The sequence below is a fragment of the Tepidibacter sp. Z1-5 genome (assembly GCF_037844525.1).
Lineage (GTDB): Bacteria > Bacillota > Clostridia > Peptostreptococcales > Peptostreptococcaceae > Tepidibacter_A.
Genome location: NZ_JBBMMD010000036.1, coordinates 33,629 through 48,789 on the forward strand (window position 1 = coordinate 33,629; position 15,161 = coordinate 48,789).

16 protein-coding genes and 1 tRNA gene are annotated in these 15,161 nt (G+C 27.8%); 12 read left to right on the forward strand and 5 right to left on the reverse strand.

The features are described 5' to 3' along the window. Positions 1-23 precede the first annotated feature (23 nt). Complete coding sequence (locus WJW32_RS08695) at positions 24-1,289, reverse strand: D-alanyl-D-alanine carboxypeptidase family protein (RefSeq protein ID WP_340257416.1); 1,266 nt, start codon at positions 1,287-1,289, stop codon at positions 24-26. Between the two features lie 81 nt (positions 1,290-1,370). Here WJW32_RS08695 and WJW32_RS08700 point away from each other — a divergent pair, with 81 nt between their 5' ends. The 7 genes from WJW32_RS08700 (at position 1,371) to WJW32_RS08730 (ending at position 8,482) form a co-directional block, all read left to right on the forward strand. Continuing rightward, positions 1,371-2,063, forward strand: a complete 693-nt coding sequence (locus tag WJW32_RS08700) for a helix-hairpin-helix domain-containing protein (protein WP_340257418.1) — start codon at positions 1,371-1,373, stop codon at positions 2,061-2,063. Positions 2,064-2,129: 66 nt separating this feature from the next. Continuing rightward, positions 2,130-3,167, forward strand: coding sequence for a selenide, water dikinase SelD (selD, locus tag WJW32_RS08705; RefSeq protein ID WP_340257420.1), 1,038 nt, complete (start codon positions 2,130-2,132; stop codon positions 3,165-3,167). Between the two features lie 81 nt (positions 3,168-3,248). Beyond that, positions 3,249-4,652 carry an L-seryl-tRNA(Sec) selenium transferase gene (selA, locus tag WJW32_RS08710; protein WP_340257422.1) on the forward strand — a complete coding sequence of 468 codons (1,404 nt, stop codon included), beginning with the start codon at positions 3,249-3,251 and terminating at the stop codon, positions 4,650-4,652. Positions 4,653-4,662: 10 nt separating this feature from the next. Next, positions 4,663-6,543, forward strand: a complete 1,881-nt coding sequence (gene selB, locus WJW32_RS08715) for a selenocysteine-specific translation elongation factor (RefSeq protein ID WP_340257424.1) — start codon at positions 4,663-4,665, stop codon at positions 6,541-6,543. An 11-nt stretch (positions 6,544-6,554) separates the two neighbouring features. After that, on the forward strand, positions 6,555-7,238 hold the full coding sequence (locus tag WJW32_RS08720; RefSeq protein WP_340257426.1) for a response regulator transcription factor: 684 nt from the start codon (positions 6,555-6,557) through the stop codon (positions 7,236-7,238). A 29-nt stretch (positions 7,239-7,267) separates the two neighbouring features. Continuing rightward, positions 7,268-8,170: a GerMN domain-containing protein gene (locus WJW32_RS08725; protein WP_340257428.1), complete on the forward strand. Its 903-nt coding sequence runs from the start codon at positions 7,268-7,270 to the stop codon at positions 8,168-8,170. A 215-nt stretch (positions 8,171-8,385) separates the two neighbouring features. After that, positions 8,386-8,482: transfer RNA gene (locus WJW32_RS08730), tRNA-Sec, on the forward strand. Positions 8,483-8,532: 50 nt separating this feature from the next. On the opposite strand, the gene WJW32_RS08735 is transcribed toward WJW32_RS08730, so the two are convergent. Together WJW32_RS08735 and WJW32_RS08740 are read right to left on the reverse strand one after the other, a co-directional pair. Next, positions 8,533-9,330 carry a hypothetical protein gene (locus WJW32_RS08735; RefSeq protein ID WP_340257430.1) on the reverse strand — a complete coding sequence of 266 codons (798 nt, stop codon included), beginning with the start codon at positions 9,328-9,330 and terminating at the stop codon, positions 8,533-8,535. A 54-nt stretch (positions 9,331-9,384) separates the two neighbouring features. Further along, positions 9,385-9,960: a hypothetical protein gene (locus WJW32_RS08740; protein WP_340257432.1), complete on the reverse strand. Its 576-nt coding sequence runs from the start codon at positions 9,958-9,960 to the stop codon at positions 9,385-9,387. A gap of 87 nt (positions 9,961-10,047) precedes the next feature. Between WJW32_RS08740 and WJW32_RS08745 the strand changes: the two genes are divergently transcribed. Further along, entirely contained in the window at positions 10,048-10,758 is a 711-nt protein-coding gene (locus WJW32_RS08745) for a tRNA threonylcarbamoyladenosine dehydratase (protein ID WP_340257434.1), read from the forward strand. On the opposite strand, the gene WJW32_RS08750 is transcribed toward WJW32_RS08745, so the two are convergent. Beyond that, positions 10,748-10,963, reverse strand: a complete 216-nt coding sequence (locus WJW32_RS08750; protein WP_340257436.1) for a DUF3006 domain-containing protein — start codon at positions 10,961-10,963, stop codon at positions 10,748-10,750. The two genes, WJW32_RS08745 and WJW32_RS08750, sit on opposite strands and share 11 nt — an antisense overlap. Positions 10,964-10,968: 5 nt before the next feature. Continuing rightward, positions 10,969-11,844, reverse strand: coding sequence for a ComEC/Rec2 family competence protein (locus WJW32_RS08755; RefSeq protein ID WP_340257438.1), 876 nt, complete (start codon positions 11,842-11,844; stop codon positions 10,969-10,971). 228 nt (positions 11,845-12,072) lie between these two features. Here WJW32_RS08755 and WJW32_RS08760 point away from each other — a divergent pair, with 228 nt between their 5' ends. The 4 genes from WJW32_RS08760 (at position 12,073) to WJW32_RS08775 (ending at position 14,963) form a co-directional block, all read left to right on the forward strand. After that, positions 12,073-12,909: a DUF2156 domain-containing protein gene (locus WJW32_RS08760; RefSeq protein ID WP_340257440.1), complete on the forward strand. Its 837-nt coding sequence runs from the start codon at positions 12,073-12,075 to the stop codon at positions 12,907-12,909. Between the two features lies 1 nt (position 12,910). Continuing rightward, positions 12,911-14,059 carry a GNAT family N-acetyltransferase gene (locus tag WJW32_RS08765; protein ID WP_340257442.1) on the forward strand — a complete coding sequence of 383 codons (1,149 nt, stop codon included), beginning with the start codon at positions 12,911-12,913 and terminating at the stop codon, positions 14,057-14,059. Between the two features lie 57 nt (positions 14,060-14,116). Next, positions 14,117-14,350 carry a holin gene (locus WJW32_RS08770; RefSeq protein WP_340257444.1) on the forward strand — a complete coding sequence of 78 codons (234 nt, stop codon included), beginning with the start codon at positions 14,117-14,119 and terminating at the stop codon, positions 14,348-14,350. A gap of 94 nt (positions 14,351-14,444) precedes the next feature. Next, the gene (locus tag WJW32_RS08775; RefSeq protein WP_340257446.1) at positions 14,445-14,963 is read left to right on the forward strand and encodes an ECF transporter S component; all 519 of its coding nucleotides are present in this window, start codon (positions 14,445-14,447) and stop codon (positions 14,961-14,963) included. The last annotated feature ends 198 nt before the right edge of the window (positions 14,964-15,161 follow it).

Here is a 15,161-nt window from a genome sequence, read left to right on the forward strand (position 1 = left end):
AGCTGTTGGGAATTCCCAACAGCTTATTTTTTTCTTTTATTTATGTATCTTATAGAAAATATTATAGATAAAACTATAAATGAGATTGATAGTATGGCTTTGACTGCAAACCATAATATTCTTAAAATTTTATTTATGTCTATGTTACCTAATATAGAGTTTACATCTTCTGATGCAACTAAGTTGATAGAAGATATTACTTTATCATCTCTTAAAATTTGGATTTTTCCTACATTATCACCTTTTCTTATAGGTATTTCAAGTGGTTCTTTCAATATTATTTTAGTTTTTATATTGTCTATATTTTCATCTTTTTCAGTTACTATATTGAAAGCTTCTTCTGCCTTGTATTTTAGAATTTTTTCTTTAGTAAATAATATTTTTTTACTTCCTATATTTGTATCTTTATTTATAATATTGTGCTCTGTATAATTGTCAAATCCGTAATCTAATAGAGTTCTAGAGTCCTTATAAACTTCATTTCCTTCGGATTTTAATACCACCGAAATCAATCTGAACCCGTCTTTTTGTCCGCTGGATATTAAACATTTTCTTGCAACATCTGTATAGCCTGTCTTTATACCGTCTACTAAATCATACTTTATATTTACAATAGAACCTTTATACTCTATTGTATTGCCTCCTCCAACACCCCATAAAAACTTGTTTGTACTCTTAAAAACTCTGTCGTATGGATATTGCTCGGTTGCAGGCATTTTAATATATGTAGATTTAACTATTTCTCTAAATTTGTCATGTTTCATAGCTTCTTTTGCTATTAAAGCTAAATCGTATGAGCTAGTGTAATGGTTTTCATCTGGAAGTCCATTTGGGTTGTTAAAATGAGTGTCTTTTGTTTTTAATTCCTGTGCTCTTTTATTCATAAGATTAGCGAATTCTTCTGTTGAACCTGAGATATGATTAGCTAAAACTACAGCAGCATCATTTGCAGATTTAACAAGAAGAGCTCTTAAAAGTGTTTCTACTGTAAATGATTCCCCTTGCTTAATATAAATGCCACTACCATCTATATATCCTAAATCATAATCTACAGTTACTACTTCATCTAGATTACAATTTTCAAGAGTTAAAAGAGCTGTCATGACCTTTGTTGTTGAAGCTGGATACATTTTTTCATGTATATTCTTACCATATAAAATTTTTCCTGTATCATAATCCATTAAAATAGCAGATTCACCTAGAACATTAGGTTTTTCATCTGCAAAAGAAGTTACAAAGGAAGATGATATTAAAAATATTGCTATAACTAATGATATGATTTTTTTCATATATACCCCCTTATTTGAAAATGCAATATGATTTTAGTATATCATATTTTTGTCAATAATATAGAATAGGAGGGATATTTTATGAATTTTAATAAAAGAAATTTAACGGTATTTGTGAGTATATTATTGATTGTGATTATAAGTATGTTTGTAAACAATAAAATAAACTTTGGAAAAGCTACATACGTAGTAAGCCCTAAAGAAGATAAGTATATTGATAAAGAAGAAAGTGATATGACAGAAGAAATAAGTTTAGAAAGTGAAGAGTTAGATGCTGAAAATGAGGATTCAGAAATTGTAGTATTTATAAGTGGAGAGGTAAGTACTTGTGGAGTTGTAAAAATGGAATCTAATTCAAGGCTTGTAGATGCAGTTGAAAAACTTGGAGGTCTTACCCAAAATGCAGATATGAATAGAGTTAATCTAGCTATAAAATTAGAGGATGGAGCTCATTATATAATTCCAAGTGTTTCTAATAATGAAAGTCAAGTGATAGGTGATGAAGTAAATAGTAATGATAGTGAAGAATATGTAAATCAGGATAGCTACAATAATTCTAATTCAAGTCAAGGTGCAACGTCTAAGATTAATATAAATAAAGCAAGTTCTAGTGAACTTAAATCTTTGACGGGAATTGGAGATGTTACAGCTTCAAAAATTATAGAGTATAGAAGTAAGAATGGAAAATTCAAAACTATAGATGAGGTAATGAATGTGAAAGGAATAGGTGAGAAAAAGTTTGAATCGATAAAAAATGATATAAAAGTAAATTAAATACAACTATAAAACAAAATATGATATTATATATTTATATTGTATTAAGAAGGACGGTGGAGCTAAATGGAAAACAAAATAAGATTAACTCAGATGACAACTTCTGCAGGATGAGCCGCAAAAATTGGGCCAGAGGATCTGGCTAAAGCTCTTAGTAATCTGCCGAAAATAGAAAGTGATAAACTTATAGTTGGTCTTGATACAGCAGATGATGCTGCTGTTTATAAATTAAATGAAGAAATGGCATTAATACAGACTTTAGATTTTTTCACACCTGTTGTAGATGATCCTTATTTATTCGGTCAAATAGCAGCTACGAATTCACTATCTGATATATATGCGATGGGGGGAAAACCTACTGTTGCTATGAATATAGTATGTTTTCCATCTTGTAAGGATATGGGTATACTTGGTGAAATATTAAAGGGTGGATTTGATAAAGTAAAGGAAGCTGGAGCGTTACTGGTAGGAGGACATACGGTTGATGATAAGGAACCTAAATATGGTCTTTCTGTATCTGGACTTGTGCATCCTGATAAAGTTTTATCTAATGCAGGGGCTAAGGTTGGAGATGTGTTAGTTATAACAAAGCCTATTGGAACCGGTATAATAAATACAGCTATAAAAGCTGATATGGCAGATAAATCTGTAGAAGATGAAGCGATTAGGGTTATGACTCATTTGAATAAGTATGCGGCTATGGCATTTGATGAAGTAGATGTAAACTCAGTAACAGATATAACAGGGTTTGGACTTTTAGGACATACTCTTGAAATGGCAAAGGCGTCTGATGTTTGCATTGAGATTGACTCGAATAAGGTTCCTATAATAAACGCTGCAATTGATTTTGCTAAGATGGGAATAATTCCAGAGGGAATGTATAAAAATATGAGTTATATATCACCTGATGTAGAAAGTGAAAAAATAGATCAGCATATAATCGATATTTTATATGATCCACAAACATCTGGTGGACTATTAGTTTCAGTTGAAAAAGAAAAAGCAGATGAGTTAATAAAGAGAATGATAAAGAATAAGTCAATAGATGCTAAAATAATAGGAAATGTAGTTAAAAAAGAAGGTAAATATATAAAAGTGAAGTAAAGAGGCTAACCCCTCTTTATTTTTTTATGCTTTAAAATATGTTATAATTGAGTATGAAAAAAATATAAAGGAGCGATTAACTTGAATAAGAAGAAGCTATTTTCTTTATTACCATCTGTAGATGAGATACTAAATGATAAAACTATAATAGATTTAATAGAAGAATACCCTAGAAGTTTAGTTGTTGATATAATAAGAAAAAATATAGATATAATAAGAAAAACTATATTGAATTTAAATGAAGAACAAGCGAAAGATTTTTTTATTGATTATAATAGATTTATAAATGATATTATAAATGAATTAAGATTATCTTATTCTCTTTCATTGAAAAAGGTTATAAATGCAACTGGAGTAGTTATACACACAAATTTAGGTAGATCTCTTTTGGCTGATTGTATAAAAGAGGAAGTTTGGCAGGTAGCGTCAAGGTATTCTAATTTGGAATATGATATAGATAAGGGAATGAGAGGATCTAGATATTCTCACTTAGAAGAAATAATCAAGAAAATAACAGGAGCTGAAGATGTACTTGTAGTAAATAATAATGCTGCTGCTGTTTTATTGGTTTTAAGCACTATGGCAAAGAATAAAGAAGCAATAGTTTCAAGAGGAGAACTTGTTGAGGTCGGAGGATCATTTAGAATACCTAAGGTTATGGAGGAAAGTGGTACTATATTAAAAGAAATAGGTGCTACTAATAAAACTCATTTGAGAGATTATGAAGAAGCTATAAATGAAAATACAGGAGTATTACTTAAGGTGCATACTAGTAATTATAGAGTTTTAGGTTTTACTGATAGTGTTGATATAGAGGAATTGTCTAAATTATCAAAGGAATATGATATACCTGTAATTGAGGATTTAGGTAGCGGATTGTTTGTTGATATATCAAAGTATGGTCTTAGCTATGAGCCTACAGTTATAGATTCTCTTAAAAAGGGTGCTGATATAGTAACTTTTAGTGGAGATAAAATATTAGGAGGACCGCAAGCTGGAATAATTGTAGGTAAGAAAGAATATATAGAAAAGATGAAAAAAAATCAGTTAACTCGTGCGTTAAGGGTAGACAAGTTGACTATAGCAGCTCTTGAGGCTACGTTTAGACTTTATTTAGATGAGAAAAAGGCAGTTAAGGAAATACCTACTTTAAGAATGCTGACTTATTCTATGGATGAATTAAATGATAAAGCACAGAAATTTTATGAAATGATAAAGAATCAAAACTTAGATGCTGATGTTATTATAGAAGATGGTCATTCTCAGGTTGGAGGAGGATCTATGCCTCTTGAAACTATAGATACAAAGGTTATAGCTATAGTTCCTAATAATATGGGTGTATCTGAGCTTGAGAAAAGCTTAAGACTTAGCGAGGATAGTATTATAGCTAGGGTATATGATAACAAATATGTTTTAGATGTTAGAACTATATTTGATGATGAATTAGAGGTTATATCGAAACAACTGGCGACTGCACTAAAATAGGAGGTTTAGTATGAAAAATATAATAATAGGAACAGCAGGACATATAGATCATGGAAAAACAACTCTTATAAAATCTCTTACAGGAAGAGAGACGGATAGATTAAAGGAAGAACAAAAAAGAGGTATATCAATAGATTTAGGATTTACATACTTTGATTTGCCTAGTGGCAAAAGAGCTGGTATAGTAGATGTTCCCGGTCATGAAAAGTTTATAAAAAATATGTTGGCAGGTATATCAGGTATAGATATGGTTTTACTTGTTGTTGCTGCTGATGAGGGAGTTATGCCTCAGACTGTTGAACATTTAGATATTTTGAATTTTTTAAATATAGAAAAAGGAATCATAGTAATAACAAAGTGTGATACAGTAGAAGATGAGTTCTTGGAACTTATAAAAGAGGATGTAAAGGAGAAGGTTCGAGATACTTTCTTAAAAGATGTGTCTATAATAGAAGTGGATTCTATAAGTAAAAGAGGAATGGATGAATTAATAGGTGAGATTGATAAAATAAGTGATGAGGTTAAAGCTAAGAATTTAAATGCTCAACCTAGACTAAATATAGATAGAGCTTTTTCTGTTAAAGGGTTTGGAACGGTAGTTACTGGTACATTGATAGAAGGTAGTATAGATGTAGATGATACTTTAAATATATATCCTCAAAATAAACCTACAAAAATTAGAAGTATACAGGTTCATGGAAAATCTGTAAAAACAGCTTATGCAGGTCAAAGGGTAGCTATAAATTTATCTAATGTTAAGGTTGATGAAGTTGAAAGAGGAAATGTATTAGCTTATCCTGAATCATTAAATGAATCAATGATGTTAGATGTGAAGCTTTCTTTAGTTAAACATTCATCTAGAATGGTAAAATATTGGGATAGAATAAGATTTTATCATGGGACTAGAGAAATCTTAGGTAGAATAGTTCCTATGGATAAGGAAGTTTTAAATCCAGGAGAAGAGGGCTATTGTCAAATAAGACTTGAAGAATCTATTGTAGCTAAGAATAAGGATATGTTTGTAATAAGATTTTATTCTCCAATGGAAACTATAGGTGGAGGAATTATACTTGATTCAAATCCTAAAAAACATAAAAGATTTGATAAAGATGTTCTTAATTCTCTTCACTTAAAGGAAAAAGGCGATTTAAAAGAGATAATAGAGGAAATCATAAAAAAACATAGCAAAGAATATCCTGTTTTAAATGATATTGCTGTTTATATTGGTGAAAAAAGGGAAATAATACAACAAGAGATAGATACATTGTGTGAACAAAACAAGATTATGAATATAAACAATATATATATACACAAAAGCTTTTATGATGATTTAAAAAATAATATTATAAAAGTACTATCTAATTCTCATAAGAACAATCCTCTTAAAAAAGGAATATCTAAAGAAGAATTAAGAACTAGAATAGAGAAGAATTTAAAGACTAAGGATTTTGACGTTTTACTAAATCTTATAGTAAATGATAATGATATAAAGATTGTAGATAATATAGCAAGTTTATATGATTTTGAAGTTACGTTTAGTAAATCACAATTGAATATACAAAAATATATAGAGGATAAGTTGAAAAATGATAAGTTTACACCTAGAAATATAAATGAAATTATACAAGATAAGAAAGAAAATCAAGAAGTTTTAGAAGCTTTATTAGGAGATACTCTTGTTATGGTTACTGAGGATATTGTATATTATAAAGAAAATTATGATATAGCAGTTGATATGGTAAGAAAACATTTGGAAGAAAATAAGTCTTTGACTTTATCGGAATTTAGGGATTTAATAGGCGCGAGTAGAAAATATGCCATGGCGCTTTTAGAAGATTTTGATAGAAACAAGATAACAAGAAGGCTAGGAGACAAAAGAATGCTTTTCTAGGGGGAATGTTTATGGTTAAAATATTAATAATTGATTCTCGGTCGTTATTAATAAAGGAAATAAAATATTCATTTGAAGATGAGCATTATAGAATTGATAAAGTCTGCAGCTCACAAGAAGCTTTAAGTAAAAAATATAGCAATTATGATGTAGTTATAATAGATTCTCAAATAAGAAAAAAAGACGGATTTCAGTTGTGTAAAGAAATAAGAGAGGTATCAACAGTACCTATAATAATGATAACCCCGCAAGGAGAAGACTATAAAAAGATAATGGCACTTGAAATTGGAGCCGATGATTGTCTATCAAATCCTGTTAATATATTAGAACTTAAAGCTAGAATAAAGGTTATATTGAGAAGAATTCAAAAAATAGAAGACGTAGGAATGACATCTGAATTTAAGGTTGGAGACTTTGAAATAAACACACTGGGTAGAAAAGTTATGTACCAAAAAAAACATATAAATTTAACAGGAAAAGAATTTGATTTATTATTATTTTTAGTAACTAATCCGGGAGAAGTATTTGATAGAGAATATTTACTTGAGAAAATATGGGGTTATGAATATTATGGAGATTTAAGGACTGTAGATGTTCATATAAGAAGACTTAGAGAAAAAATAGAAATGAATGCTTCAAGCCCTAGATACATATTAACTAAATGGGGAAAGGGATACTACTTTAAAAAAAGTTAAGAAAGACCTATTTAGTTTAGGAGGTAAAAATGAGAAAAAAAATATATTTTATAATGATGATATCCATTTTGATGATATTTGCAGTTGGATGTGGTGATAAAACATTAAATAGCGATATAAAAAAACAAGAAGTTAAACTTTATTACTCTAGTAATGATAATTCAAAAATATATTGGGTTACAAGACCTATTGAGTACATTAATGGTGAAAAATATGAGATTACTTTAAATGCCTTATTAAATGGACCGTATACTTCTGATATGGTTAGAAGTATAAATGAAAAAACAAAAATATTATCTATAAACAAAAAAGACGATATATTGTATATAGACTTATCTAAAGATTTTTTAAACTTTAAATCAGATATGGATGAAGTTAACTCTGTAATAACTATTAGTAATACTTTAAACCAATTTGAAGAAATAAATGGTGTAGAAATAAAAGTTGAAGGTAAGGATTTGATATCTTCTGATGGAGAAAAATATGGAGTATTAAAACCATTTGATTTAAGTGATGAAAAAAATGTAGCTCTTACGATATATATTCCAGATGAAAATTTTGAATATCTTGTTCCTATAAAAAGTAATGTTGAGATTAAAGAAGGCGATATAATAGGTAAAAAAGTTATTGAGGCGCTAATAGATAAATCTGATAAGCAAGGATATAATGTAATACCTAAAGGAACTAGATTATTGAATTATTCACAGGATAAGGGAATAGCAACTGTAGATTTAAGCCAAGAGTTTGTAACAAATTCAAGTGGAGGATCGACATCTGAGACTATAGCTATATACAGCATAGTAAATTCTTTAACAGAATTTGAAAATATAAATAGTGTATTATTTTTGATAGAAGGGAAAAGTGTAGAAAATTTTTCTCACTATGAATTTAATAAACCTTTTTCTAGAGATGAAAGCTTAATAAAGCATTAATGAAAGATGTTAATATGAAATTTTAATATAAAGAATAATACTTAGAAAAATATTTGAAGAAATTTATTATATTGTTCTAAGTATTATTTTTAACAGCTATAGATAATAATCCGTTCAAAAAAATGACAAAATAAAAGTAAAAATGACGAAAAAATACTTGTAAAAACACAATATGCATGTTATTATATAGAAGTACCATTGTAAAGGTACTTTATGGGAGTAGATGGTGGCTGGTGTTGCCTCTGGTCTTCAAAACCAGTTCGGGGAGTTAAGAGCTTCCTGGGTAGGTTCGATTCCTACATATTCCCGCCAATTAAAAAATTAACGGTTACAGCTATTTAGCTTGTAGCCGTTTTTTTATTTTATTCGTTTAATTGTTTTTTTTCTGTTAATTTAAAAATCTTCTCATTTTCATCCCAGGTATATAGTTCTTGTTGAGAAGTTTTACTAATTTCTTTAAATTCTTCTTTCTTAGGTGTATTGGTAGATTTTGCTTTTGATTGAATATTTGTAGTTATTGCAAGTATTTTAGGAATATCTTCATCTAGATAATCTATTGATGTCTGTTGAATATTTTTATTCCAAAGATCATTAGGAGCATTTTTATCAAGCCAAATGTCCTTATATATTTCATCGTAATAAATAGATTTTTTGAAAGTATCTTTAAATGAATTTTTATCAAAATAGAATACTTGAACAAAATTATCTATAAAAAAAGCACCTAAACGTTCATCTAATAATTGCTCCACTACTAAAAAATCTTTAAATGAAGATATGTTTTTTACTGGAGACAGATTTGTTATTTTAGTTTTATAAAAATACTTATCATTCATAGTATCTTCATATACGGCTATTAATGCGTTATCTTTGGATAAGTTTAAATTAAATAGAATGTCTTGTTTATCATTGGGTAAAACATCTACCTTATATATTTTAAGGTCTATATAATCTATGTATTCATTCCAATTGTTATATCCAGTAGCATTTAGCACATTCTTTATTATTTGTTTTCTCAAAACCTCGTTCTTTGGTTCGTCCTCAGAAGACTTTAAATAACTATTCACTATACTTTTATCTATTAAGCTATTATAGCACTTAGGAAAAAGCATAAAACAGTTGATTGCTATTAAAATACTTAAAATAAATACTATTTTTTTCAAAAAATCACCCCTTACATATTTATTAATATAAGGCTTGGGCATATTCTAATAATTTTATATATTTCTGAGGTCATTTATCTCATCTAATATTTTTTTTATAAATCCGTTGTCAAGATCAAATAAAGAGTATATTTGTTTTTTATTCTCATTTAAATTAGATTTTAAAATTTCTTCATTGAACAATAAATAATTTTCATTACTTAAGTATATCCCTGATAATCTCAAAATATCTTTATAAGTTGATATTAGTTTGGATATTTTTGTTATAGGGTAATTATTTATATACTTCGTTGATTTTTTAAAATATAGGATAGATTCATTATACTTATTTACGAAATTTCTTAGAGCAAAGATTATATCTTTATCTGCTTTTGTTAAAATGATATTTTTTTTATTTGGTTTTTTGTAAGTGATATTTATAGGTGTTTTTTTGAATTTTATATTGTTTTTTTTCTTGTTTTGTAGTTTACTATAAAAATGGTCCGAATTTAATACAAAATTAGAGCTTAAAGTATTATTTGTAGGTTTATTTACTTTATTTATTGGATCGATCTGGGGTATATTATTAACTGGAGACTTATTCGTGATTTTCATAATGTTGATTCTAGAACTATTTACTTTGTTTATCATAATATCACCTTCCTTTAATGATATATCGTTAATATTATATGATTTATATAGGGATTTTAGATTAAAAATAAAAATAGGAGGTATAATATGCAAAAAGATTTTTCTATGAGAACAGAACTTTTATTAGGAAATGAAGGAATGAATAAGCTTAAAAATTCAAAAGTAGCAGTTTTTGGGGTAGGTGGAGTTGGGAGTTTTACATGTGAAGCTTTAGCTAGAGCTGGAGTAGGAACTTTAATAATGATAGATCATGATGATATAGATATAACAAATATAAATAGACAATTACCAGCTCTTCACAGCACAGTGGGCCAAAGTAAGGTTGAATGTATGAAACAAAGAGTGCTTGATATTAATCCTGATATAAATGTAATAGACCATAAGAGATTATACGACAAAGATAGTGCAGATGAATTGTTAAGCAAAGATTATGACTATGTAGTAGACGCTATTGATATGGTATCGTCTAAAATAGATTTAATAGAGAGATGTTATAAAAATGATATAAAAATAATAAGTTCTATGGGTATGGGAAATAAATTAGACCCTACTAAAATAGAGGTTACAGACATAACTAAGACTCACATGTGTCCTTTAGCTAAGGTTATGAGAAAAGAATTGAAGATTAGAAATATCAAAAGATTAAAGGTTGTATATTCAACAGAAAAACCAATAAAGCCTGTTGTAAGTATATTTAGTGAGTCAAAGAGAGAAACTCCTGGAAGTACATCTTTTGTTCCGTCTGTGGGAGGTCTTGTTATAGCATCTGTTGTAGTTAATGATATCGTTAATCTATAAAAAGCTCATCCATTAAATCATTTACTTCTTTTTTTAGTTTGTTTGTTTCATTCAAATCTAAGGAGATGCCATTTTTATTTATTAATATGACATCTCCTTCTTTGGCTGATTTAGGGATTTCTGATCTATGTATATTTACTAATGATTTATCGTAGAGTTCTACTATTGCAAATTGATTTTCGAATCTATCTATTATACCTCTCATTAAAATCATCTCCTATATAGAGTTAATGGTTTCTTATAACTAAAAATCTCATAACCATCACAAAGGAGCACTATATCTCCTTGCTTATCGGTTCTATATAAAGGTATATTATATTTTTTTAAAAGAGTCAATATTTTTTCACTTGGATGATTGTACTTATTGTTGTATTTACAAGAAATGACTGCAATATCTGGCATTACCTTTAATAAAAAATCTTCACTAGTTGAAGATGAACTACCGTGATGCCCTAATTTTAAAATATTTGATTTTATATTGTAATTTGACTTTATCATATCTTGTTCATTTTCGAATTCAGCATCTCCTGTGAATAAAAAACTTTTGTTTTTATAAGTTGATTTTATCACCAATGAGCATAGATTGTTGTCACTATAATTTTTTGTAGGACTTAAAATACTGCATTTAATGAATTTACCTAATGAGAAATTCATTCCTGATTTAGCTTTGTTAATTTTTAAATTTTTATTTTTAGCAGCTAATAAAACATCTTTGAATGTATTTGTATTGTGTGCCTTGTTAGGCATATAGAATAACCCTATATCAAAATTGTCTATTATATAATCAAGACCTCCTATATGATCTGCATCGGGATGGGTTCCTACTAGAATATCTATTTTTTTTATATTGAGATTGTTTAGGTAATCAGCTACTTTTGACCCTTGAGAGTTATCTCCAGCATCTATTAACATGGTTTTGTTGTCTGGAGAAATCAAAAGAGTACTATCCCCTTGTCCCACATCTATAAAGTGAACAGAAAATAGATTATTATCTAAACTACATTTTATAGATTCTTTATTTGTTTGAGTACAACTACAAAGAATAATCGATAATATAATAAATGTTAGTAAGAGTGTTCTTTTCATAAGTCACCTCCATTTAACATTATTGAGTTATTTTATAGATTTAATAAGTGTATCGAATAATAAAATGGGGAATATATTAAAAAAGTTGATAAAGAGTTTAACTTTGTGATTATAAATACCTCTTGAGGGTATATAAGAATATATGATAGAATGGATAAGGTATAAAGGAGGTAGATTCAAATTTTTAAACCAGTAGATATAGAAGCAAAAAATGAGCTAGACAAATATTTGAAAAACTTAAATCATGAAGCTTGTGAATATAACTTTACAACTTTATTCATGTGGCAGCATTTATATAAAACTATGTACTATAAAGGAGAAAACTTTATAGTTATTATAGGTGAGTACGAGGATCAAAAATTCACCGTGATACCTCTTGCTAGAAAAGAGGATTTAAAAGATGCATTTGAATTCATTGAAAATCATTTCAATGATAATAATCAAAAGATTCATTTAAGAGCTGTAACAGGAGAATTTGTTGGATTTTTAAAGGAAAATTATAACGAAAAATTTAATTATATAGAAGAAAGAGATTATTTTGACTATATTTATTTAGGTGAAAGTTTAAGAACTCTTAAAGGTAGAAAATATCAAAAGAAAAGAAATCATGTTAATTATTTTTTAAAAGAGTATGAGGGAAGGTTCGAATATAAAAGATTGAATGAGGATGATTTTGATGAATGCCTAAATCTTTTAGAAAAGTGGACTGAAAATAAAGAAGATGATGAAAGTATATTAAGTGAAAAAATTGCAATTGAGAAGGTATTTGAAAACTACGACAAACTGGATGTGAAAGTGGGAGGAATCTATATAGATTCTAAATTAGAAGCATTTACATTTGGAGAGTATTTAAATGATAATATGGCACTTATACATGTAGAAAAAGCTAATGCAGAAATAAGAGGATTGTATCCTATAATAAACAAGTTGTTTTTAGAAAATGAATTTGCAGATGTTGAATTTGTAAACAGAGAAGAAGACTTAGGGGTTGCAGGTTTAAGAAAAGCTAAATTATCTTATTATCCTCATAAATTCGTAGAGAAGTATACTGTATTGGAGGTTTAATATGAAAATTAGATTTGCATATAATGAGGATTTACAAGAAATAAAAAATATGTGGGAATACTGCTTTGGCGATACTGAGATGTTTATGGATTATTATTTTGACAATAAATATAAATGTGAAAATACATTGGTGGTTGAAGATAATAGAAGAATAATATCTTCACTTCAACTAAATCAATATAAAATAAAAATAAATAACAATATATATGATACATCTTATGTTGTAGGTGTAGCTACACTCCCTGAAGCTAGAGGTGGTGGTGCTATGAAAGATTTGATAAGTACTACACTTAATCAACTTTATAATAAAAAGCAAGTAGTATCTATACTTATGCCTATAGATTATAGATTGTATAGAAAATTTGGATATGAACATTGTTACGATCAGATAAATTATGAAATAAATATAGAACTTTTGAAAGATTTTAAATCAAAAGGTGTTTTTAAAAAAGCATTAAATAAACATATAGATTCTATTATAGATATTTACGATTGTTTCTTAAAAGATAAAAATGGATACGTAAAAAGGGATAGAACTTATTATGATACATTGTTTAAAGAAATAGAATCAGAAAATGGATATATATATATACATGAAAATGAGGAACAGATGGATGGATACGTAATATATTTTAAAATGGATGACACTATGTTCATAAGAGAAATTGCCTACAAAAATATAGATGCATTAAAATCTATATTAAAATTTATATACAACCATAATACTCAATTTAAAAAAGTTAGTATTAACTCTATTATAGATGACAAAATAAAACTTATAATTCCAGCACTTAAAAAAATAAATATGAATATAAAGCCATTTATGATGGGAAGGGTAATAAATGTTAAAAAATTCATAGAAGGTTTGAATATAGAGAAAGATATAAACTTAAAATTGAGAGTAAAAGATAGATTTATAGATCAGAACAATAAGACGTTTTTGATAAATAATAAGGAAATAGTAGAATCTATTGATGAAAAAGAAGATATTTCAATGGATATAAATACATTTAGCCAATTGGCTTTTTCATATATAGATATAGAAGAAGCAGTGTTTTTAGGAAATATAGATATGGAAGATACTATTTACATTAATGTTTTAAAGAAAATATTTAATAAGAAAACTAACTATATAAATGAATATATTTAAAGGGTTTAGTGCCCTTTTTTAGTTTTTTGAATACACCTATTATAGGAGGTGTATTAAATGGAAGGTTATTCAAGTCCTATAATAATATCTTTAATAGTAGGTATAACTCAAGTTATAAAAACAGCAGGCGTTCCTAAAAAATTTGCACCACTAGTATCATTAGTTGTAGGAATAGTATTATGTATATTTTATGAAAGTAATACAGATATAAAAAAGAGCATATTAGATGGTATAATAGCAGGGCTTACTGCTAGTGGTTTGTTCTCTGGATATAAAAGTGTTTCTAAATGAGATAAAAAGTGAAATTGTATCGGTTCAATAATTATTGTTATATGATATTTCCCCTGGTATAATAAAGTTGAAATAATGTTATGGGGGGAGTTTTATGAAAAATATAAAATTATCTAGTTTAGTTCTTATGGGGCTTATGACTGCAATGGTTTGTGTCGGTACAATGTTAATTCAAATTCCTGTACCTGCGACTAATGGTTTTATAAATATTGGAGATAGTATAATATTTATTACATCTGTTTTGTTTGGACCTGTAGCTGGTATGGTAGCTGGTGGAATAGGTTCGGCTCTTGCTGATATATTAAGTGGTTATGCTCATTGGGCATTATTTACATTGATAATAAAAGGACTTGAAGGGGCGGTAGTAGGAATTTTAGTTAAAAAATATAAAAACAGATTTATATTATCTTTATCAATGATTATAGGATCTATAGTTATGGTAGTAGGTTATTATATTGGTGGAGGAATATTAAAAGGAAGCTTTATAGTATCTTTAGAATCTATTCCTTGGAATGTAGTGCAGGGAGTTTCAAGTACTATAATAGGAGTTTTGGTGTCTAGTGCAATAATGAAGACCAACTATATGAAAGTAAACAAGGCTTTGAAAAATTAAATCTAAATATATTTGAAATCCCTGAATTATAAAAAATAATTCGGGGATTTTTGTTTGTACATATATATATTTGATTATAATATTAAATACTTACATAAAGTGAAACTTAATTCAGATGGAGTTTTTACTCCAACTGAATTTTAGCTTCGCGTGTCCTTGGGGTAAACCAATCTATAGATGTCAGCTTTCGGATAAAAA

Coding starts and splice junctions, on each gene's coding strand:
- WJW32_RS08695 (WP_340257416.1), bottom strand. CDS start 1,289: ATGAAAAAAATCATATCATTAGTTATAGCAATATTTTTAATATCATCT.
- WJW32_RS08700 (WP_340257418.1), top strand. CDS start 1,371: ATGAATTTTAATAAAAGAAATTTAACGGTATTTGTGAGTATATTATTG.
- selB (WP_340257424.1), top strand. CDS start 4,663: ATGAAAAATATAATAATAGGAACAGCAGGACATATAGATCATGGAAAA.
- WJW32_RS08720 (WP_340257426.1), top strand. CDS start 6,555: ATGGTTAAAATATTAATAATTGATTCTCGGTCGTTATTAATAAAGGAA.
- WJW32_RS08725 (WP_340257428.1), top strand. CDS start 7,268: ATGAGAAAAAAAATATATTTTATAATGATGATATCCATTTTGATGATA.
- WJW32_RS08740 (WP_340257432.1), bottom strand. CDS start 9,960: ATGATAAACAAAGTAAATAGTTCTAGAATCAACATTATGAAAATCACG.
- WJW32_RS08745 (WP_340257434.1), top strand. CDS start 10,048: ATGCAAAAAGATTTTTCTATGAGAACAGAACTTTTATTAGGAAATGAA.
- WJW32_RS08750 (WP_340257436.1), bottom strand. CDS start 10,963: ATGAGAGGTATAATAGATAGATTCGAAAATCAATTTGCAATAGTAGAA.
- WJW32_RS08755 (WP_340257438.1), bottom strand. CDS start 11,844: ATGAAAAGAACACTCTTACTAACATTTATTATATTATCGATTATTCTT.
- WJW32_RS08765 (WP_340257442.1), top strand. CDS start 12,911: ATGAAAATTAGATTTGCATATAATGAGGATTTACAAGAAATAAAAAAT.
- WJW32_RS08770 (WP_340257444.1), top strand. CDS start 14,117: ATGGAAGGTTATTCAAGTCCTATAATAATATCTTTAATAGTAGGTATA.
- WJW32_RS08775 (WP_340257446.1), top strand. CDS start 14,445: ATGAAAAATATAAAATTATCTAGTTTAGTTCTTATGGGGCTTATGACT.